At 56.3% G+C, this 21,490-nt stretch carries 21 protein-coding genes; 11 read left to right on the top strand and 10 right to left on the bottom strand.

The genetic code is table 11. From position 1 onward, the window contains the following. Positions 1-190: 190 nt before the first annotated feature. The 5 genes from cysG to tsgA form a co-directional block, all read right to left on the bottom strand. Complete coding sequence (gene cysG, locus OGX93_RS20415; protein ID WP_047460747.1) at positions 191-1,564, bottom strand: siroheme synthase CysG; 1,374 nt, start codon at positions 1,562-1,564, stop codon at positions 191-193. 11 nt (positions 1,565-1,575) lie between these two features. Continuing rightward, entirely contained in the window at positions 1,576-2,385 is an 810-nt protein-coding gene (nirC, locus tag OGX93_RS20410; protein ID WP_012135477.1) for a nitrite transporter NirC, read from the bottom strand. A gap of 309 nt (positions 2,386-2,694) precedes the next feature. Then, positions 2,695-3,021, bottom strand: coding sequence for a nitrite reductase small subunit NirD (gene nirD, locus OGX93_RS20405; RefSeq protein ID WP_012135476.1), 327 nt, complete (start codon positions 3,019-3,021; stop codon positions 2,695-2,697). Continuing rightward, positions 3,018-5,561, bottom strand: coding sequence for an NADPH-nitrite reductase large subunit (nirB, locus tag OGX93_RS20400; RefSeq protein WP_115608762.1), 2,544 nt, complete (start codon positions 5,559-5,561; stop codon positions 3,018-3,020). The genes nirD and nirB overlap by 4 nt, the downstream gene beginning before the upstream one ends. Before the next feature lie 370 nt (positions 5,562-5,931). Then, positions 5,932-7,113: an MFS transporter TsgA gene (gene tsgA / locus OGX93_RS20395; protein ID WP_012135472.1), complete on the bottom strand. Its 1,182-nt coding sequence runs from the start codon at positions 7,111-7,113 to the stop codon at positions 5,932-5,934. A 280-nt stretch (positions 7,114-7,393) separates the two neighbouring features. On the opposite strand from tsgA, the gene ppiA reads away from it, so the two are divergent. The 5 genes from ppiA to argD all read left to right on the top strand — a co-directional run bounded on the left by ppiA (position 7,394) and on the right by argD (position 10,718). Further along, positions 7,394-7,966: a peptidylprolyl isomerase A gene (gene ppiA / locus OGX93_RS20390; protein ID WP_012135471.1), complete on the top strand. Its 573-nt coding sequence runs from the start codon at positions 7,394-7,396 to the stop codon at positions 7,964-7,966. Positions 7,967-8,072: 106 nt separating this feature from the next. Beyond that, positions 8,073-8,240, top strand: coding sequence for a FicA/YhfG family antitoxin (gene ficA / locus OGX93_RS20385; RefSeq protein WP_012135470.1), 168 nt, complete (start codon positions 8,073-8,075; stop codon positions 8,238-8,240). Continuing rightward, positions 8,230-8,832, top strand: a complete 603-nt coding sequence (locus OGX93_RS20380) for a putative adenosine monophosphate-protein transferase Fic (protein ID WP_012135469.1) — start codon at positions 8,230-8,232, stop codon at positions 8,830-8,832. Before ficA ends, OGX93_RS20380 begins: the two co-directional genes overlap by 11 nt. 31 nt (positions 8,833-8,863) lie before the next feature. Further along, the gene (gene pabA / locus OGX93_RS20375; RefSeq protein ID WP_115181045.1) at positions 8,864-9,427 is read left to right on the top strand and encodes an aminodeoxychorismate synthase component 2; all 564 of its coding nucleotides are present in this window, start codon (positions 8,864-8,866) and stop codon (positions 9,425-9,427) included. A gap of 73 nt (positions 9,428-9,500) precedes the next feature. After that, positions 9,501-10,718: a bifunctional acetylornithine/succinyldiaminopimelate transaminase gene (gene argD, locus OGX93_RS20370; protein ID WP_101744210.1), complete on the top strand. Its 1,218-nt coding sequence runs from the start codon at positions 9,501-9,503 to the stop codon at positions 10,716-10,718. 112 nt (positions 10,719-10,830) lie between these two features. Here the strand turns inward: argD and OGX93_RS20365 are convergent, their stop codons facing one another. Together OGX93_RS20365 and crp are read right to left on the bottom strand one after the other, a co-directional pair. Then, positions 10,831-12,918: a YccS/YhfK family putative transporter gene (locus OGX93_RS20365; RefSeq protein WP_012135464.1), complete on the bottom strand. Its 2,088-nt coding sequence runs from the start codon at positions 12,916-12,918 to the stop codon at positions 10,831-10,833. 51 nt (positions 12,919-12,969) lie between these two features. Next, the gene (gene crp, locus OGX93_RS20360; RefSeq protein WP_000242758.1) at positions 12,970-13,602 is read right to left on the bottom strand and encodes a cAMP-activated global transcriptional regulator CRP; all 633 of its coding nucleotides are present in this window, start codon (positions 13,600-13,602) and stop codon (positions 12,970-12,972) included. A 307-nt stretch (positions 13,603-13,909) separates the two neighbouring features. Here crp and OGX93_RS20355 point away from each other — a divergent pair, with 307 nt between their 5' ends. Next, positions 13,910-14,314, top strand: a complete 405-nt coding sequence (locus OGX93_RS20355) for an OsmC family protein (RefSeq protein ID WP_012135462.1) — start codon at positions 13,910-13,912, stop codon at positions 14,312-14,314. 197 nt (positions 14,315-14,511) lie between these two features. Here OGX93_RS20355 and OGX93_RS20350 read toward each other — a convergent pair whose 3' ends face one another. From OGX93_RS20350 to OGX93_RS20340, 3 genes are read right to left on the bottom strand one after another with little or no spacing between them, the layout of a single operon-like run. Continuing rightward, on the bottom strand, positions 14,512-15,381 hold the full coding sequence (locus tag OGX93_RS20350) for a phosphoribulokinase (protein WP_012135460.1): 870 nt from the start codon (positions 15,379-15,381) through the stop codon (positions 14,512-14,514). Between the two features lie 53 nt (positions 15,382-15,434). After that, on the bottom strand, positions 15,435-15,653 hold the full coding sequence (locus OGX93_RS20345) for a YheU family protein (protein WP_047460774.1): 219 nt from the start codon (positions 15,651-15,653) through the stop codon (positions 15,435-15,437). After that, positions 15,650-16,672: a hydrolase gene (locus OGX93_RS20340; RefSeq protein WP_012135458.1), complete on the bottom strand. Its 1,023-nt coding sequence runs from the start codon at positions 16,670-16,672 to the stop codon at positions 15,650-15,652. Before OGX93_RS20340 ends, OGX93_RS20345 begins: the two co-directional genes overlap by 4 nt. A gap of 249 nt (positions 16,673-16,921) precedes the next feature. Between OGX93_RS20340 and mdcA the strand changes: the two genes are divergently transcribed. From mdcA to mdcE, 5 genes are read left to right on the top strand one after another with little or no spacing between them, the layout of a single operon-like run. Then, the gene (gene mdcA / locus OGX93_RS20335; protein ID WP_047460778.1) at positions 16,922-18,577 is read left to right on the top strand and encodes a malonate decarboxylase subunit alpha; all 1,656 of its coding nucleotides are present in this window, start codon (positions 16,922-16,924) and stop codon (positions 18,575-18,577) included. Continuing rightward, positions 18,577-19,434 carry a triphosphoribosyl-dephospho-CoA synthase gene (locus tag OGX93_RS20330; RefSeq protein WP_104868106.1) on the top strand — a complete coding sequence of 286 codons (858 nt, stop codon included), beginning with the start codon at positions 18,577-18,579 and terminating at the stop codon, positions 19,432-19,434. The genes mdcA and OGX93_RS20330 overlap by 1 nt, the downstream gene beginning before the upstream one ends. A 9-nt stretch (positions 19,435-19,443) precedes the next feature. Then, a complete protein-coding gene (gene mdcC, locus OGX93_RS20325) occupies positions 19,444-19,743 on the top strand; it encodes a malonate decarboxylase acyl carrier protein (RefSeq protein WP_012135454.1) in 300 nt (99 codons plus the stop codon). Further along, complete coding sequence (locus OGX93_RS20320) at positions 19,736-20,569, top strand: biotin-independent malonate decarboxylase subunit beta (RefSeq protein WP_286448949.1); 834 nt, start codon at positions 19,736-19,738, stop codon at positions 20,567-20,569. Before mdcC ends, OGX93_RS20320 begins: the two co-directional genes overlap by 8 nt. Further along, a complete protein-coding gene (gene mdcE, locus OGX93_RS20315) occupies positions 20,569-21,369 on the top strand; it encodes a biotin-independent malonate decarboxylase subunit gamma (protein WP_071259392.1) in 801 nt (266 codons plus the stop codon). The genes OGX93_RS20320 and mdcE overlap by 1 nt, the downstream gene beginning before the upstream one ends. Positions 21,370-21,490: the final 121 nt, after the last annotated feature.

Raw genomic sequence — 21,490 nt, 5'->3', positions numbered from 1 at the left:
GATATTTGTGCGGTGAATTTATTTGGCGAATAAAAAAGAGATAATGGATATTTTGTGCGGTATTTTATGGCGTTATTCTTTTTTATATTTACGTAATGAATGGATTTAGCTTATTTAAAGTGTAATGTAAGAATGAATGATCGTTAAAGTGTTAAAAAAAAGATGCCCTGATATAGGGCATCTATATTTATTAATGGTTTGAGAACCAGTTTAGCTTATCGCGTAACGCGACCACCCGACCGACAATAATCAGCGCCGGGCTTTCGACCTGCTTCGCCAGCTCGCCTAATTGCGCAAGAACGCCGCTGACCACGCGCTGCTTGACGGCCGTACCGTTTTCGACCAGCGCCACAGGCATATCGGCCTGCATACCAAACGCGATCAGCTTCTCCTGAATGGTCGCCGCCTGATTCAGCCCCATATAGAACACCAGCGTTTGTTTCTCCGCCGCCAGGTTTTCCCAGTCCAGCTCGCCGCCCGTTTTCAGGTGCCCGGTGACCAGACGCACGCTTTGCGCGTAGTCGCGGTGAGTCAGCGGAACGCCGGAATAAGCCGAGCACCCGGAGGCCGCGGTAATACCGGGAACAACCGAGAACGGAATGCCGGCGTGGCACAGCGTTTCCAGCTCTTCGCCGCCGCGACCGAAGATAAACGGATCGCCGCCTTTCAGACGCACCACGCGTCTGCCTTTCTGCGCTTCTCGCAGCAGGATCTGGTTAATCTCTTCCTGCGGAACGCAGTGATAGCCCGCGCGTTTGCCAACGAACACGCGGTCAGCGTCGCGGCGTACCAGATTCATAATGTCGTCGGAGACCAGACGGTCATACACCACCACATCCGCCTGTTGGATCTGTTGTAACCCTTTCAGCGTCAGCAGCCCGGCGTCGCCAGGGCCCGCGCCCACCAGCACCACTTCACCACGGTGATCCAGCGGTTCGCTAAGCATCTGCTCGGTGATCTCCGACACCGCTTTCGCATCGGCATTCGCCAGCGACTGCGCGAGCCTGTCGTTGATGAACAGTTTTTCCCAGAAGCGACGGCGCTCGCCCATTGTGGCGAACTGCTTTTTCACCCGCGCGCGGAGCTGGCCGGCGTAATGCGCGACCTGGCCGAGGTGCTGGGGCAGCAAGGACTCCAGTTTCTCGCGCAGCAAGCGTGCGAGAACGGGCGAGGTGCCGCCGGAGGAGACCGCCACCATCAGCGGTGAGCGGTCGATAATGGAGGGCATGATGAAACTGGCGGCTTTTGGCGCATCGACCACGTTGCAGAAAATGCGGCGTGACTCAGCGGCTTCGCTCACCTGCTGGTTCACGGCGTCATCATCGGTCGCGGCGATTGCCAGCCAGCATCCGTCGAGCAGGGATTCTTCGAATGCCCCTTCAACTAACGTCAACATGCCTTCATTTGCCCACACGGTGAACTGCGGAATAAACGCCAGCGCGTTGACCGTTAATCGAGCGCCTGCTTCCAGCAGTAACCGCGCTTTGCGTTCTGCGACATCGCCACCGCCGACGAGCAGACAGTCACGATTGCGTAATTGACAAAATATAGGCAAATGGTCCACGACATTACCTCTTAATTATTGGCAGTAGCTTCAGTTTGATTGATTTTTGCCGGAGCCGGACGCTCCGCTTTTGGCGTAGCATACCAATAACCTAATCCCATGAATACGACACCGGACAAAGTATTGCCGAGAGTCACCCACAGCAGGTTATGACCAATTCCCGCCAGCGTGTAGGCGTCGCCGTGATGGCCGAACCAGGAGAGGGCGAACAGCGTCATGTTGGCGACGGAGTGCTCGTAGCCGGACGCGATGAACGCCAGCAGACACCACCAGATAGCGAGGAATTTCGCCGCGCCTTCGGTACGAATCGCCATCCAGATCGCCAGGCAAACCAGCCAGTTGCACAGCGCGCCTTTAAAGAACAGTACCGTGGCGGGCGCGGTGGTTTTCGCCAGCGCAACCGTGTGAACGATGCTGGTATCGACCGGCAGCAGACTGCCGCCGCCCCAGCTATACAGCAGCGCGACGAACACGGAGCCCACCAGGTTGCCCAGCCAGGTTTGCGGCAGAATCGCCCACATCTGACCGTGGCTGATGGTGCCCGCTTTTACGCCGAGCGTCAGGAACATGGTATGGCCGGTAAAGAGTTCAGAACCGGCGATGATCACCAGCGTTAAGGCGATGCCGAAGGTAGCGCCCATCACCAGCGGGCGAACGGAAGGGTCAAGCAGATTGCCGAGGGTAAAAATAAGAATGATGCCGAGACCGACGTAGGCGCCGGCCATTGCGGAACTCACCCAGAAACCGAGCGGATTATTTGCCGACAGGCGTGCAATGCGCGCAGCGTTAGCCGCACACTTGTTAATAGTGTCTGTAAACATTTGATTATCCTTGAAGTAAAAACAATAAAATTAAAAAAGAAATCGTAAAACCGTAGGCCGGATAAGGCATTTATGCCGCCATCCGGCGGTGTTTTTGCCTGATGGCGCTACGCTTATCAGGCCTACAAAATCGGGCCTGTAACCATTTGATTGTCCTTGAAGTAAAAACAATAAAAACCGTAGGCCGGATAAGGCATTTATGCCGCCATCCGGCGGTGTGTTTTGCCTGATGGCGCTACGCTTATCAGGCCTACAAAATCGGGCCTACAAAGACGTCAAAAAGGGAGGCGTTGCGCCTCCCCAAATTCATCAACCGCGCAGTTGCACCACGCCGTCTTTCACGCGAGCTTCGTAGTGCGCGACGGAATGGCTTTCATCTTCCATGCACAGACCGTCGCTCAGACGGAACCGCTGTTTTTTCAGCGGGCTGGCAACCCACAGTTCGCCCTGATGCTCGGCAATCAACCCGCGTGACAGCACGCTGGACTCAAAAAACGGGTCGATGTTGCTGATCGCGAACACCTGGTCGCTGTGATATGGACGGAAAATGGCGACCTGCTTTTCGCCTAACAGCGCGCAGACGCCGGTTTCCGGCAGAATGTCATCGATTTTGCAGATGTTTTTCCACTGGCTCATGCGTTTTCCTCCACCAGAGTTACCGGAATGCGTTCGTACGGCGTTGCCGGACGATGCTGTTCACGCTCAGGCACCACCTGAACATTCGGGTCGCGCTTATCGCTGTTGATAAAGTGTCTGAAACGAACCTGCGTAGACGGTGTATTCACGGTCTCCGTCCACTCGCACACCACCGCTTCACGCAGGCGGGTCATCTCTTCTTCCAGATGCGCGTTCAGGCCCAGTTTGTCGTCGATGATGACCGACTTCAGGTAATCGATACCGCCTTCCAGGTTATCTAACCACGGTGCGGTACGGGTCAGTTTGTCGGCGGTACGGATGTAGAACATCATGAAGCGGTCGAGGTATTTAACCAGCGTTTCGCGGTCGATATCCGCCGCCAGCAGGTCTGCATGACGCGGTTTCATCCCGCCGTTACCGCAGACGTACAGGTTCCAGCCTTTTTCCGTGGCGATAATCCCCACGTCTTTACCCTGGGCTTCCGCACATTCACGGGTACAGCCGGAGACGCCAAATTTCATTTTGTGCGGGGTACGGATGCCTTTGTAGCGGTTTTCCAGCTCGACGCCGAAGCCGACGCTATCGCCCACGCCATAGCGGCACCAGGTGCTGCCCACGCAGGTTTTCGCCATACGCAGCGCTTTGGCATACGCGTGACCGGTTTCGAAGCCCGCTTCAATCAGCTGACGCCAGATTTCCGGCAGATCGTCTTTCTGCGCGCCGAACAGACCAATACGCTGAGAACCGGTAATTTTGGTGTACAGGTTAAACTCACGCGCGATGCGACCTACGGCCACCAGACCTTCCGGCGTGATTTCGCCGCCCGCAGAACGCGGGATCACGGAGTAGGTGCCGTCTTTCTGGATGTTCGCCAGGAAGTTGTCGTTGGTATCCTGTAGCGGGGTGTGCTGCGGCTTCAGAATGTATTCGTTCCAGCAGGAGGCCAGCAGAGAACCGACGGTCGGTTTACACACTTCGCAGCCGTAGCCTTTACCGTGTTTCGCCAGCAGTTCTTCAAAGGTTTTAATGCCTTCCACGCGGATGAGGTGGAACAGTTCCTGACGCGAGTACGCAAAGTGCTCACACAGGTTGTTGTTCACTTCAATACCCTGTTTCGCCAGTTCGGCGTTCAGAACCTGAGTAACCAGCGGAATACAGCCGCCGCAGCCAGTACCGGCTTTGGTTTCCGCTTTCAGCGCCGCAACGGTGTGGCAGCCTTTGTTGATGGCGGCGACCAGCATCCCTTTGGTGACGTCAAAGCAGGAACAGATTTGCGCGCTGTCCGGCAGTTTATCAACGCCAATGGAAGGCTTACCGCTGCCAGAATGTGCCGGCAGGATCAGCGAGTCCGGGTTTTCCGGCAGTTCAATCGCGTTCAGCACCAGTTGCAGCAGGTTGCCGTAATCGCTGGTATCGCCCACCAGCACCGCGCCGAGCAGGGTTTTGTTGTCTTCGCTGACGATGAGGCGTTTGTAGACCTCTTTGCTTTCGTCGAGGTAAACGTAGCTACGCGCGCCCGGCGTGCGGCCATGCGCATCGCCAATGCCGCCGACGTCCACGCCCAGCAGCTTCAGCTTGGCGCTAAGGTCTGCGCCTTCAAACACGTTTTCGGTTTCGAGGATGTGGTCAACGGCAACCTGCGCCATTTTGTAGCCAGGCGCGACCAGACCGTACACGCGGTTGTTCCAGCTGGCGCATTCGCCAATCGCGTAGATATCCGGGTCAGACGTCTGGCAGGCGTCGTTAATCACGATACCGCCGCGCTGAGCGACGTCCAGGCCGCACTGGGTGGCCAGTTTGTCACGCGGGCGGATACCGGTAGAGAAAACGATGAAATCGACTTCCAGCTCGCTACCGTCGGCAAAACGCATGGTTTTACGCGCTTCGGTGCCTTCCTGAACGATCTCTTTGGTGTTTTTGCTGGTGTGTACGCGCACGCCCATGCTTTCGATTTTACGGCGTAGCTGCTCGCCGCCCATCTGATCCAGCTGTTCTGCCATCAGCATGGGGGCAAATTCGATAACGTGGGTTTCGACGCCTAAGTTTTTCAGCGCGCCAGCGGCTTCCAGACCCAGCAGGCCGCCGCCGACCACCGCGCCGCGTTTGCTGCGACGGGCGCAGGCTTCAATGGCGTTGAGATCTTCAATGGTACGGTAAACAAAGCAGTCCTGGGTTTCGGAACCTTTAATTGGCGGGATCCACGGGTAGGAGCCGGTCGCCATGATCAGTTTATCGTAATAGACCGTACGACCCGCGCTGGAGTGGATGACCTTCTCCTGACGGTTGATCGTAATGGCGCGTTCGCCGACCAGAACGTTAACGCCGTGCTTCTCATAAAAGCCTTCACGCACCAGAGACAGCTCTTCAGCGGTGTGGTGGGAGAAGTAGGAAGACAGGTGGACACGGTCGTATGCTTTGCGGGGTTCTTCACAGAACACGGTAATGTCAAAATTGGCAGCGTCGGATTTATCAAGAAGGTCCTCAATAAAGCGATGGCCGACCATACCATTACCGATAATAGCGAGTCTGACTTTGCTCATTTTTGCCTCGATTTCTTTTCTATTACTGCCTACCTTAACGATTCAGCAACCCCGCTTATTGATGTAAATCAAATTCGGCCTTATATACTCCTTAAGAGGTATATTGCTGATTTGTCAGCATTTTTATAAGTCACGGAATTGTCAGACATTTCGTTGTTGTGCAAATAACGTACAAAATAAGGGGTTATTAGCGTAAGAAGGTCTACCTCTAAAGAATGCGAGGTCTACGCCGTCAGGAGGAGGGGGAAATTGCGCGAAAAAGCAGGATTAAAAAGCCGGGCTAAAAAGCCGGATGGCGACGCTATGCGTCTTATCCGGCCTACAAGTTACATGTAGGCCCGGTAAGCTTGCGCCACCGGGCAAATCATCATCAGTGCGCTGCTGGCACGTTATGCTGGCGATGACGGGTAACAAACCCGAGGATAAAGCACATCACAAACACCACGGCATACAGACCGTTTGCGGTGAGCAACGCGGCCTGCGGGCCGCTGTGCGCCACGATCGGGCCTGTCACCACGAAGGTCAGCATGGTGCCAATGGTGCCGCAGGTCAGCACAAAGTTAACCAGCTTCGGCGACGGCACTTTGGTTTGCTGCGAACCCAGCGTAATGATTGAGGTGTAAATGGCGCTGGAGAAGAAGCCGAGCGTCAGAATAAACCACGCCATATGCTCCGGCTGGGCCTTAATGAACAGGTACATCAGCACCGCCGCCAGACCCGCCAGTACCGTCAGGATACGTTGCAGATCAAAGAAGCGCAGAATGAAGCTGAAGGCCCACATGCCGAACATGTACGACATCCAGAAATCGCTGACCAGCGTACCGGCGTCGTTCAGGCTCATGCCCAGACCTTTGGCGTATTCCGGCACCCAGGAGATGAAACCCAACTGACCGAGGATGTAGCACAGCGCGGCTATGGACAGGAACAGAACGCCAATGCCCCATTTCTCTTTTACCACCGGCGTTTCCGTTTTCGGCGCGTGTTTACCCAGCGCCGGAAATTCGCAGCCGAAGGTCAGGATGAAAATCGCCACGTAGACCAGACCGATGCAGGCGTATACCCAGTACCACTCAATGCTGCGCGCCAGCAGGTAAGCGGCGACCATCGGGAAGATCATCCCGGCCATACTGAAGAAGGAGTCGGTGAACAGCAGGCGAGAACCACGCTGACGGCCTTCATACATCTGGGTGATCAGGAAAGTACCGATCGACATGGTGATACCGCTCACCAGACCCAGTACAAACATTGCCGCAGAGAAAAGCGCCAGGCTATGGCTGAGCATCAGCCCGGCCACGGCCAGCACCATCAACACAAAGCCAAAACGCAGCTGCGTTTTCAGCGGGATAATTTCCATCAGCCAGGCATTCAGGAAAATAGAGATCAGGATACCGGCGTTAAGAAAGGTGAATGTGTTACTCATACTGGAAACGGGCAGGTTGAAATACTCTGCAATGTTTCCCATCACCATCCCGGTGACAATTACCAACGCGCCTGTCAGGGCGTAGGAGAGAAAGCTAATCCATGTGAGCTTGATGCGATTGCTGTTAGTCATGACTGGCCTGTGTATAGAGGTGTAAAGCGCGTTGACAGCGCCGTGAGCGGGCAGATTTTAGGCGTTTTAGTGATGTATTTAAATGTTTATTAGCAATTACTGTAAGCGTTACATTTTTTAACGTGACATTGATCACATTAATATGCCGAAAAGCACAACAAAATCGTAAGGTTACATTTGTTTCAGATACGTAAAATTAGGTAAAGGGCTGGCCTGCTCCTTGAAGGCTCTTTAGAATCAATCTACTTGCTTTTGTTACTGCTCTCGTTAAGGAAATCTCATGCTCAAATCGACTCTGGCGGCTGTTGCAGCTGTTCTCGCTCTTTCTGCTCTCTCTCCTGTAGCGTTGGCAGCGAAAGGTGACCCACATGTTCTGCTGACGACCTCCGCCGGAAATATTGAACTGGAACTGAATAGCCAGAAAGCGCCAGTTTCAGTGCAAAACTTTGTCGATTATGTCAACAGCGGTTTCTATAACAACACCACGTTCCACCGTGTGATCCCCGGCTTTATGGTGCAGGGCGGCGGTTTTAACGAGCAGATGCAGCAAAAGAAACCTAACCCGCCGATCAAGAACGAAGCGGACAACGGGCTGCGCAACACCCGTGGCACCATTGCGATGGCGCGTACCGCAGATAAAGACAGCGCAACCAGCCAGTTCTTTATCAACGTTGCCGACAACGCCTTCCTGGATCACGGCCAGCGCGATTTTGGCTACGCCGTATTTGGTAAAGTTGTGAAAGGGATGGATGTCGCTGACAAAATCTCTCAGGTGCAGACGCACGATGTCGGCCCTTACCAAAATGTTCCTTCAAAACCGATAGTTATCCTTTCCGCCAAAGTCCTGCCGTAATGGCATTCTGCGCGGGCCAGCAATGCCCGCGCGATTCCTGACCTCTGCGTAACCTGAATTTGCTGCTTATACTTGTGGCAAGTGCAGGCACATTCAGGGAGGTCTCGTGAAAAAACTCACCGATAAACAAAAGTCTCGCCTCTGGGAACAACGACGAAATATCAATTTCCAGGAGAGTCGACGTCTGGAAGGGGTGGACATCCCGTTAGTTACCCTGACCGCCGAAGAAGCACTGGTGCGCCTGGCAGAATTAAGGAGGCACTATGAGCGATAAGTTTGGTGATGGACGCGACCCCTATCTGTATCCCGGCCTGAATATCATGCGTAACCGCTTAGGCATTCGGCAGGTTCAGCGTCTGGAGCAGGCGGCGTATGAACTGACCGCACTGCGTGCCGCGACGATTGAACCTGGCCCCCTGGTGCGCGGACTGCCTCACCTGCGCGCCATTCATCGTCAGCTGTATCAGGATGTTTTTGACTGGGCCGGACAACTGCGCGAGGTCGATATATATCAGGGAGATACCCGTTTTTGCCATTTTGCCTACATCGAAAAAGAGGGCAACGCCCTGATGCAGGATCTGGAAGAAGAGGGGTATCTGGTCGGGCTAACGAAAGAGAAATTCGCCGATCGTCTGGCGCACTACTACTGTGAAATTAACGTGCTGCATCCTTTTCGCATCGGCAGCGGACTGGCGCAGCGCATCTTCTTTGAGCAACTGGCGCTCCACGCCGGTTATATCCTGAGCTGGAGCGGCATTCAGGTGGCCGAATGGAGCCAGGCGAACCAGAGCGGCGCGATGGGCGACCTGTCGGGATTACAGGCAATATTTCGTAAAGGGGTAAGCGAAGCCCAGGAAACTGAGTAGAATAGCGCGGTTCTTACGTACCGGAGCCGCCATGATTCTGCTGATCGACAACTATGATTCGTTTACCTGGAACCTTTATCAGTATTTCTGCGAACTGGGCGCTGATGTCCTGGTCAGGCGGAATGACGCGTTGACGCTGGCGCAAATTGACGCGCTGAATCCGCAAAAAATCGTGATCTCGCCGGGGCCCTGTACGCCGGATGACGCGGGCATCTCCCTGGCGGTAATCCGCCATTATGCCGGGCGCCTTCCCATGCTCGGCGTCTGTCTTGGACACCAGGCGATGGCGCAGGCCTTTGGTGCGACGATCGTGCGGGCGGCTAAAGTGATGCACGGTAAAACCTCCCCCGTCACCCATAGCGGCCAGGGCGTTTTTCAGGGGCTATCGAACCCGCTTACCGTCACGCGCTATCACTCGCTGGTGATCGATCCTGCGACGCTTCCCGCCTGCTTTGACGTTACGGCCTGGAGCGACACGCAGGAAATTATGGGGATTCGCCACCGGGAGTGGGATCTGGAAGGGGTGCAGTTCCACCCGGAAAGTATTCTGAGCGAGCAGGGACATCAACTGCTGGCTAATTTCCTGTCGCGCTGATTTGTGGTTGCTATCTAGTGATTTTTTATGCATATTTTATGACTGAAATTTCATTTAGCTGGATGGGCATAAGATGGCAACTGAACAAACTGCAATTACGCGCGCGACTTTCGATGAAGTTATCCTGCCGATTTATGCACCGGCAGAGTTTATTCCGGTAAAAGGCAAGGGCAGCCGGGTCTGGGATCAGCAGGGTAAAGAGTACGTTGATTTCGCGGGTGGGATTGCAGTTACCGCCTTAGGGCATTGCCATCCGGCGCTGGTGGACGCGCTGAAAACGCAGGGTGAAACGCTGTGGCACACCAGCAACGTTTTTACTAACGAACCTGCACTGCGTCTGGGGCGTAAACTGATCGACGCGACCTTTGCCGAGCGCGTGCTGTTTATGAACTCCGGCACCGAAGCCAACGAAACCGCCTTCAAACTGGCGCGCCACTATGCCTGCGTGCGTCATAGCCCGTTTAAAACCAAAATCATCGCCTTCCATAACGCTTTTCATGGCCGCTCGCTGTTTACCGTTTCCGTTGGTGGTCAGCCGAAGTATTCCGACGGATTTGGCCCTAAACCGGCGGATATCATCCATGTTCCTTTCAACGACCTGCACGCAGTGAAAGCGGTGATGGATGACCATACCTGCGCGGTGGTGGTGGAGCCGATCCAGGGAGAAGGCGGCGTCACCGCCGCAACGCCAGCGTTTCTGCAAGGCCTGCGCGAGCTGTGCGATCGGCATCAGGCGCTGCTGGTGTTTGATGAAGTTCAGTGTGGTATGGGGCGCACCGGCGATCTGTTCGCCTATATGCACTACGGCGTGACGCCGGATATTCTTACCAGTGCGAAAGCGCTGGGCGGCGGCTTCCCGGTCAGCGCTATGCTGACCACGCAGGAGATTGCGTCCGCGTTCCACGTTGGGTCGCACGGTTCCACCTACGGCGGCAACCCGTTGGCCTGCGCCGTTGCCGGGGCCGCGTTCGATATCATCAATACGTCTGACGTGCTGAGCGGCGTTCAGACTAAACGCGAGCGGTTTGTTCAGCATTTGCAGAAGATTGACGAGCAGTATGACATTTTCAGCGATATTCGCGGCATGGGGCTGTTGATTGGCGCGGAACTGAAGCCGCAGTACAAAGGCCGGGCGCGGGATTTCCTTTACGCTGGCGCGCATGAAGGCGTTATGGTGCTGAATGCCGGGCCGGATGTCATGCGCTTTGCTCCGTCGCTGGTGGTGGAAGAGGCGGATATTGACGAAGGGATGCAGCGTTTTGCGCAGGCGGTGGCGAAAGTGGCTGGCTGATTGCCGGATGGCGGCGCAAGCGCCTTATCCGGCCTACGGAGAAAATGCGATTTGTAGGCCGGATAAGCGTAGCGCCATCCGGCAAACAACAAACAACAAACAGCAAACAACGTCAACCCTTCATATCCCGTAACCGGCGACTAAGCCAGATGCCGTGATGCGGGCGCTGGCGCCATGCCACTGACGAAATGGTGTGCATGGTATTCAGGTGCCCCAGCACGCGTTGCAGATGCTGTTCCAGCGTGCTGAGCGGCCCGTGGGAGAGCATCTCCGATGACTCCAGAATATTCACATCCCCGGAACCGCCCGGCGCGTCATACTCCAGCCGCTGCTGACAGCGCTGGAGCGCAATTTCGCAGGATTCCAGATAGCGCTGCGCCAGATCCGGCGTCAGCATCGTATGCTCGCGCGCCAGCGTGGTCATGGCGTTGACGTGCTCAACGATAAACTGGCTGTGCGTTACCCACAGTTTCATATCTTCCAGATAGTGCGTGTTAAACCCCGGTTCCTGCATCGCCTGATTCAGCGAGTTAAACAGCGTATTGTGCGCCTGGTTCACCCGCATTCGCTGATACGCCAGCGGCGTTGGCTGCGGGTCGTTGCTGAGGATCAGCCGAATGGCCTCCTGGTCCGCCTCCAGCGCGTCGTGGGCATTCTTACGCAAAAGGCCGCTTTGCCACTGTGGCCAGAGCCAGACCATTCCGCCAAAAGCAATCAGGCAACCAATGACCGTATCAATAAATCGCGGCACGATGAACTGTTCGCCGTTGAGCGTCAGCAGTTGCAGGGTATAGACCGCCGTCACCGTAAAGCCAACCGTCGCCCAGCCGTAGTTTTTGCGAATGGTCAGATAGCTCACCAGCGTAATGATCAGCATTAATGCCAGCGTGTAGCCTTCAGGAATGCGAAAGTGCAACGTGACGCCCGCCACCACCAGACCGGCCAGCGTACCCGCTGAACGGTGCAGAATGCGCACGCGCGTCGCGCCGTAGCCGTTTTGCGTGACGAACAGGATGGTCATCAGAATCCAGTACGGCTTGGGCAGATGTAAGGCGCTGCCCATCAGGCTGGCGATGCTTAACATAACGCTGATTCGCCCGGCGTTGCGCAGCGCGGGCGATTTAAACGATAAATAGCTTTTCAGCGCGGGCAGCAGCGGCAGGCGACGCTGTTTATCGGCCATCAGGTCGCGTGCGTACAGTGGACGCTGAGTGCGTAATACGCGGGCAATACGGCTAAAGTGCCAGTAGCAAAACTGCCCGACAGGGTTTTCCGGGTGCTGATTAGCGATTTTTTCCAGCGCGCCAGTCTGCTTCTCCATCGAAAAACGGCTGGGCAGACGGTGATACAGAATGTCATCCGCGATGATGCGCAGGCGGGCAGCGACGGTTTGCGCATTCCAGCGAATAACCTGCTCCGCGTGACTGCGCTCCACCAGCTTCTGAACCTCCTCCGGCTGATGCAAACTGACGGAGATATGCTCCTGTAAGTCCAGCGCTTCCTGGAAGGCGCGCAGCAGGCGCTTGTAGTCATTATTGTGCTGGGCCGACAGCATGTGCATCTGCTGGTAACACTGGGTAATGAGATCTACCGCTTTCTGCTGGCGCACCAGCAGAGGCGGCAGCGCTTTTTCTGGATCGATATGCTGCGTGAGCAGGCTGTATTTGGCCTCGCAGTAGTCGGCCAGCTCGCGATACAGCAGGCTGAGCGACTCGCGCAGCGGCTGTTCGCGCCACAGCCAGAACCAGAACCAGTTAAACAGCCCATACCATAGCGTGCCGAGCGCGTAGATGAGCAGCGGCTCCCAGACCGGCATGTTCCCCGCCAGGCTTAGCGTGAAAATGGCGGCAATCAGTGAAGCGGGCAGCAGCCTTGCATGCAGCGGGCTGATTTCCGCCGTGACGCCGAGCAGCAGCGTCAGCCCGGTGAGGATCAGCGGCAGGGGGATGTCGCGCGCCAGCAGCAGTTGCGTAATCAGGCTGCATCCGGCAAACAGCGATCCGCCGATGATTAAGCGTTTGAAAAAGCGTTTATGCGGGGTATCAAGACCGGCAATGTTGCAGCAGGCGGGAACGAGCGAGAACAGCAGTCCCAGGTGCAACTGGCCGATGATCAGGCCGATAGCCACAGGCAGGCACAGCACCAGCGTTTGCCGTAGTGCGTAGTTGATCTCAGGATGGTAAATCAGTCTTCGCCACATCGGTGCAAACAAAAATGGCGCATTACCGGGTAATGCGCCATTCCGACGGGATTAACGTGTGCCGTAGACGACGATGGTCTTACCGTGAGCGGAGATCAGATTCTGATCTTCGAGCATTTTCAGAATACGCCCCACGGTTTCACGGGAGCAGCCAACGATCTGGCCGATCTCCTGACGGGTGATTTTGATCTGCATGCCATCCGGGTGAGTCATTGCGTCAGGTTGTTTCGCCAGGTTCAGCAGGGTCTGAGCGATACGGCCCGTTACGTCGAGGAAGGCGAGGTTACCGACTTTCTCAGATGTCACTTGCAGACGGCGAGCCATCTGGGAAGACAGGCGCATCAGAATATCCGGGTTTACCTGGATCAACTGACGGAATTTCTTGTAAGAAATTTCAGCGACTTCACAGGCCGTTTTGGCACGTACCCAGGCACTGCGTTCCTGACCTTCTTCAAACAGGCCCAGTTCGCCAATAAAATCGCCCTGATTCAGATAAGAAAGGATCATTTCTTTCCCTTCTTCATCTTTGATCAACACTGCCACTGAGCCTTTAACGATGTAGTACAACGTTTCCGCTTTTTCACCCTGGTGAATCAGCGTGCTCTTCGATGGGTACTTATGAATGTGGCAATGAGACAAGAACCATTCGAGAGTCGGGTCTGTTTGCGGTTTGCCAAGCACCATGCGCGGTTATCCTCTGTTATAAGCTGTCTCCAGAGCCAGAACACGACACTGCCTCTGGGTTTGCAAAAATAGGTTTCCCGAATTCCTGGGAAGGGGGCTGTCGAAAATGTACTGCAGCCTGAATGTGATGTCCTCTGCATACATGCAGTACGTCAATGTATTACTGTAGCATCCCGACTGTTTTAGCATAGCTTTCGCCGTGTGTCTCCTGGTGTCTCGCTTCAGCATGACGCAGGTCGCCTTCCGTTGCGAGATTTGTTATGTGCGCGTAATCTGTCAGGAAAATTGACACATTGGAGTTCCGAATATGCAAGCGCGTGTAAAGTGGGTTGAAGGGTTAACCTTTCTGGGAGAGTCTGCCTCCGGCCACCAGGTTTTAATGGATGGCAACTCCGGTGATAAAGCGCCAAGCCCGATGGAAATGGTGCTGATGGCCGCAGGCGGTTGTAGCGCAATCGACGTGGTTTCTATTTTGCAGAAAGGGCGTCAGGATGTGACGAATTGCGAAGTGAAGCTGACGTCCGAACGTCGTGAAGAAGCGCCGCGCCTGTTTACGCATATTAATCTGCATTTCATTGTGACCGGCAATGACCTGAAAGACGCGGCGGTTGCGCGGGCGGTCGATCTTTCGGCTGAGAAGTATTGCTCAGTGGCGCTGATGCTGGAAAAAGCGGTGAATATTACCCATTCATATGAAGTGATTGCGGCGTGATGCCGGTTGCCTGATGGCGCTACGCTTATCAGGCCTACGAATTCGCACCCTGTAGGCCGGATAAGCGAAGCGCCATCCGGCATATATCAAACGCATCTTGTAGGCCGGATAAGGCGCCAGCCGCCATCCGGCATATATCAAACGCACTCTGTAGGCCGGATAAGGCGTTAGCCGCCATCCGGCAAACATCGAACAGATTATTCGATCTTCTTCCCTTCCATCAGTCGCTGAACCAGCGGCAACATGATCAGCTCCATCGCCAGCCCCATTTTGCCGCCCGGCACCACGAGCGTATTGATATGGGAAATAAACGACCCCTGCAACATCGCCAGCAGCCACGGGAAATCAATCCCTTCCAGATTTCTGAAATGAATGACCACAAAACTTTCGTCCAGCGAAGGAATGCCTTTCGCGGCGAAGGGATTGGAGGTGTCGACGGTGGGCACGCGCTGGAAGTTAATGTGGGTGCGGGAAAACTGCGGCGTAATGAAATTAATGTAGTCATCCATTGAGCGGACAACGGAATCCATCACCGCCTCGCGGGAGTGGCCGCGCTCGCTGGTATCGCGAATCAGCTTTTGAATCCACTCCAGGTTGACGATCGGCACTACGCCGACCAGCAGATCGACATGACGCGCGACATCATGCTGCGGCGTTACCACGCCGCCGTGCAGCCCTTCATAAAACAGCACATCGGTGGGTTCCGGCAGCGGTTGCCACGGGGTAAACGTCCCCGGCACCTGATTCCACGGCACGGCCTCATCGTAGGTATGAAGATACTTACGCGCCTGGCCTTTGCCCGTCTGTCCGTATTCAATAAAAGTTTGTTCCAGCAGGCTGAAGTCGTTGGCCTCAGGGCCGAAATAGCTGATATGCCGCCCGGCGTCGCGCGCTTTGCGGATCGCCATGTCCATTTCGGGGCGTGTGTAACGATGAAAACTGTCGCCTTCCACCTCGGCTGCGCGCAGATTTAACTGCGCGAAAATTTTTCGAAACGCGAGGCTGGTGGTCGTGGTCCCCGCGCCGCTGGATCCTGTTACCGCAATCACCGGATGTTTGGCAGACATAACAACTCCATGAATCAACAAAAGTTTTAGTATAGTCGGCCGTCAGCGGCGGATTATTCGCGAAACTGTCCACGCGGCATAATGTTGACCGTCTCGTGCAGTTCAGACCACACCAGAACAGCTTCTCCGCACTGTAGCTGTCGTTTGACGTCGGCGACCTTTTGCTCAAGCGAACGTTCATGTTCACCATAATCGGTGCCTTCACGCAACACAAAGCTTTCGATCAAATTGTCCAGCGTCTCAGAAGACAGCTCTTGCCAGGGAATCATCATGATGACGCCTCCAGATACGTTGTCAGCCAGTCGGGAATCCGCGACTCCAGCCACATTTCCGGGCGACGCAGCGTCCCGCCGATAAATCCAACATGCCCGCCATGCTCGGTGAGCTGATACTCCACCAGCGGCGGCAGATTTTCCGGTTTCGGGATCACATGATGATCCATAAACGGATCGTCTTTCGCGTGGATGATGAGCGTCGGTTTGGCGATCTGGTTGAGCATCGGCATGGCGCTACATTGACGATAATAGTCTATCGCGTCGGCAAAGCCGTGAATTTTCGCGGTGATCAGATCGTCAAATTCACGGAGCCGACGCACGGATTTGAGCTGCGCCAGATTAATCGGCAGTGTGCCGGGGTATGCCGCCAGCTTGCGCGCGGCGTTGGCCTTCAGCAGATTGAGCAGATAGCGCTGATAAACGCGGGAAAACCCTTTTTCCATATGATAGCTGCACGCTTCCAGCACGAAGGGGGCGGAAACGATGACCGCCGCGTCAATTGGGATCTCGCGGCCTTCTTTCGCCAGCAGACACGCCAGCATATTTCCGCCGAGCGAATAGCCGACGGCGGCGGTGGGGACGGCGCCAAACTCGCGTTGTAGCCAGTGTAAAAACCAGGTGCCGTCTTCCGTTTCGCCGGAGTGATAAATGCGGTTCAGCCGGTTCGGTTCACCGCTACAGCCGCGAAAGTGCATGACCACGCCCAGCCAGCCGCGCTTTTGCGCCGCTTCAATCAGCCCGTGAGCGTACGGGCTGTTCAGGCTGCCTTCCAGGCCGTGAAAAACCACCAGACGCGGTTTGTGCTTCGCGTGCTGCGGATCTTCACTCCAGGCCAGATCGATAAAATCGCCGTCCGGTAATTCCAGACGCTGCCAGTGCGCATCGAACTTCACCTTGCGGCGGATGAGTCGCGGCAGCATGGTTTGCAGGTGGCGGTTGCGGATACCGCGCATTGGCACGAACTCCGCACTATCGTGACCGGTGATATCAAGGTCGGGGGAGGTTATTTGAGTCATAAATTATGCGATGTTTTTTTAAATCTGCCGCCTACTATACCGTCACTTTCCCCTGGTGTTTATGAAAATGAGGCAAGGAGAGCGGATTTACACCTTCCTGACGCTGATCTTAATCACAATTCATTACTCAAATTATTACTCTCAGGCTAATGATTCCTCTCTACGCTTAATTGATGACTTTCTCACCAGGGCGCACACTCTTTCCAGTGTTAAGCAATCAAAATGATTAGCTGAATCAGGAGGTTAATAATGTTATCTGGGCAAACGCCAGCACGAGTCTGGAACACGCGCCGCACCGAGAAGCAGCGGCGTCTGGCTTCCGTTCCGGTACAGGGCAAGGTGCTGCCAACCGCAGACCTGACCGCAATGCTGGAAAAACTGATCGCGCCGGGTGACCGCGTGGTATTAGAAGGGAATAACCAGAAGCAGGCAGATTTCCTGTCCCGCATGCTGGCGGAGGTCAACCCGCAGATAGTGCATGACCTGCATATGATCATGCCAAGCGTTGGGCGCAGCGAGCATCTCGATATCTTCGAAAAGGGTATCGCCCGCAAGCTGGACTTCTCTTTTTCCGGCACCCAAAGTCTGCGCATCTCGCAACTGCTGGAAGATGGCCTGCTGGAAATTGGCGCCATCCACACCTACATCGAACTTTATTCCCGTCTTTACGTCGACCTGGCGCCAAACGTGGCGCTGATTGCCGGTTACAAAGCTGACCGCAAAGGCAACCTCTACACCGGGCCGAGTACCGAAGATACCCCGGCGCTAGTGGAAGCCGCCGCATTCCACGATGGCATCGTTATCGCACAGGTGAATGAACTGGTGGACGACGAGTGCGACTTGCCGCGCGTCGATATTCCGGGCTCGTGGATCGACTACGTGGTGGTTGCCGACAAACCGTTCTTTATCGAACCGCTGTTCACTCGCGACCCACGCTTGATCAAACAGGAACATATCCTGATGGCGATGATGGCCATTAAAGGCATCTACGCAGAGCACCAGGTGCAGTCGCTGAACCACGGTATCGGCTTCAACACCGCCGCTATTGAACTGCTGCTGCCGACCTGGGGCGAGCAACTCGGTCTGCGCGGCAAAATCTGTAAACACTGGACGCTGAACCCGCATCCGACGCTGATCCCGGCGATTGAAAGCGGCTGGGTGGAAAGCGTGCACTGCTTCGGCGGCGAGCTGGGGATGGAGGAGTACATCCGCGCCCGTCCTGACGTGTTCTTTACCGGCGCCGACGGCTCCATGCGTTCTAACCGCGCCTTCTGTCAGCTGGCGGGTCAGTACGCGGTCGATATGTTTATCGGCTCCACGTTGCAGGTTGATGGCCTGGCTAACTCCTCAACGGTGACTCGCGGTCGTCTGTCCGGCTTCGGCGGCGCGCCAAACATGGGCCACGACCCGCACGGTCGCCGTCACGCTACCCCGGCCTGGCTGAACATGATCACCGAACCTGACCCCATGCAGCGCGGTAAAAAGCTGGTGGTGCAGATGGTGGAAACCTTCCAGGCGGGCGTGAAACCGACCTTCGTGGAAAAACTGGATGCGGTTGACGTGGCGAAAGCCTCCGGTATGCCGCTGGCGCCGGTGATGATCTACGGCGACGACGTGACCCACGTTCTGACCGAAGAAGGTATCGCTTATCTCTACCGGGCGGAAAGTCTGGAAGAGCGTCGCGCGATGGTTGCGGCGGTGGCTGGTATTACCGACATCGGTCTGGGCGTAGACGCCCGGCGCGTCGCCGAACTGCGTCAGAGCGGCAAGGTGGTTTACCCGGAAGATATGGGCATTCGTCGTACCGACGCCACCCGTTCTCTGCTGGCGGCCGGCAGTGTTGCCGACCTGGTGGAATGGTCCGGGGGTCTCTACAACCCACCTGCGAAATTTCGGAGCTGGTAATGAAACTTCTGCCCCGGATTCAGGTTGAAGGCGGTGCCGAATGGCTGGCGCGAACCGCCACGCAGTGTCTGATCGACGAAGCACGATTAAGCCCGAAGCCCGGTCTGGTGGACAGTCGGGGGAACGGCGCGCACCACGATTTATCGCTTGCGCTGATGGAGCGCTCGGCGCACAGCCTGACCTCCACGTTTCAGGCGCTGGCGCAACAAAGCTGGCGGCGTCCGGCTGATATTGCGCTCAGACAAACCATAGGGCGACTCGGTCGCGAAGGCGAGCAGCAGATGATGGCGGCAACGGGCGGCGTGAACACCCACCGTGGCGCGATTTGGGCGCTGGGGCTGTTGGTGAGCGCCGTGGCGATGCACGGCGGCGCGGGCAGGGCGCAGCAGGTGACGGCAACCGCCGCTGAACTGGCAAAACTGCCGGATGACGCCGCGCCGAAAGTCTTCAGTAAAGGGCTGCGCGCCACCCACCGTTATCGCGTACCGGGCGCCAGAGAAGAAGCGCAGCAGGCGTTTCCACACATTATGCAGCATGCGTTGCCGCAGCTTCGGCTAAGCCGACAGAACGGCAGCAGCGAAATGCACGCCCGGCTGGATGCGCTGATGGCCATCATGACCTCGCTGACCGACACCTGCGTACTTTCTCGCGCCGGGATGGAGGGGCTGGATGCCATGCAGCATGGCGCGCGCGCCGTTCTCCATGCGGGCGGCAGCGCGCACCCGGCAGGGGAGCAGGCGCTGGCTCGTTTAGACCGCCAGATGCTGGCGCTGAACGCCTCGCCGGGCGGCGCGGCGGACTTGCTCGCCGCCACCCTGTTTCTCGATCGCGTCGAAACGTCTTATTCAAAGCATTAAGAGGATGTTATGGAAAAAATCACATTGACCGTGCCAGCCAACCGCGCATTACGCGGCAGGGCGCTGGCAGGGGTTGTCGGCTCCGGGGATATGGAGGTGTTATTCACCGCCGACCAGGGCCAGACGTTAACCATTGATATCACCACTTCCGTCGATAACAGCCGTAGCCGCTGGGAAGCGCTGTTTACCCGTCTGCAAACGGTCAGCAGCCTGCCGGCAGGCAAACTGACCATCCACGACTTCGGCGCGACGCCGGGCGTAGCGCGCATTCGTATCGAACAGGTATTTGAAGAGGTGAGCTATGCGTGATGACCGCAGTTTTATCGAATTAAAAGCGCGTCAGCGCGCCCATGCGCTGCTGGATGAAGGCAGCTACCGCGAACTGCTCGACCCGTTTGAAGGCGTGATGTCGCCGTGGCTGGGCGCGCAGGGCATCGTGCCGCAGGCCGATGACGGCATGGTCGTGGCGAAAGGCACTATTAACGGCAAACCGGCGGTGGTTGTGGCGATTGAGGGCGCATTCCAGGGCGGCAGTATGGGCGAAGTGTCCGGCGCTAAAATGGCGGCGGCGCTGGAGCTGGCGGCGGAAGATAACCGTAACGGCATTCCGACGCAGGCGGTGTTGAGCCTGGAAACCGGCGGCGTGCGTTTGCAGGAAGCCAACCTCGGCCTGGCGGCGATTGCCGACATCCACGCGGCGATTGTTGACCTGCGTCGTTATACCCCGGTGGTCGGCATTGTGGCCGGGACTGTCGGCTGCTTCGGCGGGATGTCTATCGCCGCTGCGCTGTGTAGCTATCTGATTGTCACCCGCGAAGCGCGTCTGGGCCTGAACGGCCCGCAGGTTATCGAACAGGAAGCCGGGATTGAAGAGTATGACTCCCGTGACCGCCCGTTTATCTGGAGCATGACCGGTGGCGAAGTGCGCTATCAAAGCGGGCTGGTGGATGCGCTGGTTGGCGATGGCGTCAACGTGGTGAAAGCGGCGATGAACGATGCGCTGGCGAAAGGCGTTCCGGCAAAACACCGCACCGATAACTACGACGATTATCTGAACCGTCTGAGCCAGTTCGACACCCGCAAACAGGCCGATTCAGAACAGATTAACGCGCTCTTTGCCCGGGAGGTGAAATGATGAGTAACGCAATAAGCCGTGGCGAGTTATGGCTGCAAGCCCTCGTACCGAACGCCAGACGGCTCGAAGGGCTGTGCCCCTCCGTGCAGGCCGCAGACGGTGAGCTGAACGGTGAAACGGCGCGCTTTATCGCGGTAGTGCCGGATGCTAACAACCATTACCCACGCGCCGCAAAAGGCGAGGTTGGTCTGCTGGAAGGCTGGACGCTTGCAAAAGTGGTTAGCGAAACCGTGGCTGCCGATGCTGATAACGCTGTTAAGCGCCCGATCGTGGCGGTGATTGATGTGCCCAGCCAGGCCTACGGTCGCCGTGAAGAGGGATTTGGTATTCACCAGGCGCTGGCCGGTGCGGCAGCGGCGTATGCCAATGCGCGTCTGGCAGGGCATCCGGTGATTGGCCTTATCGTCGGCAAGGCGATGTCCGGCGCGTTTCTGGCGCACGGTTATCAGGCCAACCGTCTGATTGCCTTCAACGACAAAGGCGTGCTGATCCACGCGATGGGCAAAGAGTCTGCGGCACGTATCACCCTGCGTACCGTCGAGTCGCTGGAAAAACTGGCGGCCACCATTCCGCCGATGGCGTACGACATCAGTAACTACGCCACGCTGGGACTGCTCTCCAGTCTGCTGGATATCAGTAATCCAGATGCTCCTTCGGCAAACGATCTGACGTTGGTGACGGCCACTCTGCAACAGGCCATCAGCGATGCTCGTCAGGAGCCGACGCTGAAAAACCGTCTGGGTGCCGACAATCGTCGTAGTTCTGCTCTTGTACGCGAACGCATGCGGGCGAGCTGGTAAGTAAAAGAGACCTGCCAGATGCATAACCCCACGGGCGCGCCCGTTGCGTCCGTGAGGCGACCTGCATCCTGAAAATAATAATCATCGCGTCCGTGCTAACTCTTTTATTCATTACAGGTGA

The sequence above is a fragment of the Citrobacter sp. CK195 genome (assembly GCF_030333365.1).
GTDB classification, from domain to species: Bacteria; Pseudomonadota; Gammaproteobacteria; order Enterobacterales; family Enterobacteriaceae; genus Citrobacter_B; species Citrobacter_B koseri.
This window is presented reverse-complemented; position numbering and strand designations above follow the sequence as displayed.

Coding starts and splice junctions, on each gene's coding strand:
- nirC (WP_012135477.1), bottom strand. CDS start 2,385: ATGTTTACAGACACTATTAACAAGTGTGCGGCTAACGCTGCGCGCATT.
- nirD (WP_012135476.1), bottom strand. CDS start 3,021: ATGAGCCAGTGGAAAAACATCTGCAAAATCGATGACATTCTGCCGGAA.
- OGX93_RS20345 (WP_047460774.1), bottom strand. CDS start 15,653: ATGATGATTCCCTGGCAAGAGCTGTCTTCTGAGACGCTGGACAATTTG.
- OGX93_RS20320 (WP_286448949.1), top strand. CDS start 19,736: ATGCGTGATGACCGCAGTTTTATCGAATTAAAAGCGCGTCAGCGCGCC.
- OGX93_RS20330 (WP_104868106.1), top strand. CDS start 18,577: ATGAAACTTCTGCCCCGGATTCAGGTTGAAGGCGGTGCCGAATGGCTG.
- OGX93_RS20350 (WP_012135460.1), bottom strand. CDS start 15,381: ATGTCTGCCAAACATCCGGTGATTGCGGTAACAGGATCCAGCGGCGCG.
- OGX93_RS20380 (WP_012135469.1), top strand. CDS start 8,230: ATGAGCGATAAGTTTGGTGATGGACGCGACCCCTATCTGTATCCCGGC.
- pabA (WP_115181045.1), top strand. CDS start 8,864: ATGATTCTGCTGATCGACAACTATGATTCGTTTACCTGGAACCTTTAT.
- OGX93_RS20365 (WP_012135464.1), bottom strand. CDS start 12,918: ATGTGGCGAAGACTGATTTACCATCCTGAGATCAACTACGCACTACGG.
- ppiA (WP_012135471.1), top strand. CDS start 7,394: ATGCTCAAATCGACTCTGGCGGCTGTTGCAGCTGTTCTCGCTCTTTCT.
- mdcE (WP_071259392.1), top strand. CDS start 20,569: ATGAGTAACGCAATAAGCCGTGGCGAGTTATGGCTGCAAGCCCTCGTA.
- mdcC (WP_012135454.1), top strand. CDS start 19,444: ATGGAAAAAATCACATTGACCGTGCCAGCCAACCGCGCATTACGCGGC.
- nirB (WP_115608762.1), bottom strand. CDS start 5,561: ATGAGCAAAGTCAGACTCGCTATTATCGGTAATGGTATGGTCGGCCAT.
- mdcA (WP_047460778.1), top strand. CDS start 16,922: ATGTTATCTGGGCAAACGCCAGCACGAGTCTGGAACACGCGCCGCACC.
- tsgA (WP_012135472.1), bottom strand. CDS start 7,113: ATGACTAACAGCAATCGCATCAAGCTCACATGGATTAGCTTTCTCTCC.
- argD (WP_101744210.1), top strand. CDS start 9,501: ATGGCAACTGAACAAACTGCAATTACGCGCGCGACTTTCGATGAAGTT.
- crp (WP_000242758.1), bottom strand. CDS start 13,602: ATGGTGCTTGGCAAACCGCAAACAGACCCGACTCTCGAATGGTTCTTG.
- OGX93_RS20340 (WP_012135458.1), bottom strand. CDS start 16,672: ATGACTCAAATAACCTCCCCCGACCTTGATATCACCGGTCACGATAGT.
- OGX93_RS20355 (WP_012135462.1), top strand. CDS start 13,910: ATGCAAGCGCGTGTAAAGTGGGTTGAAGGGTTAACCTTTCTGGGAGAG.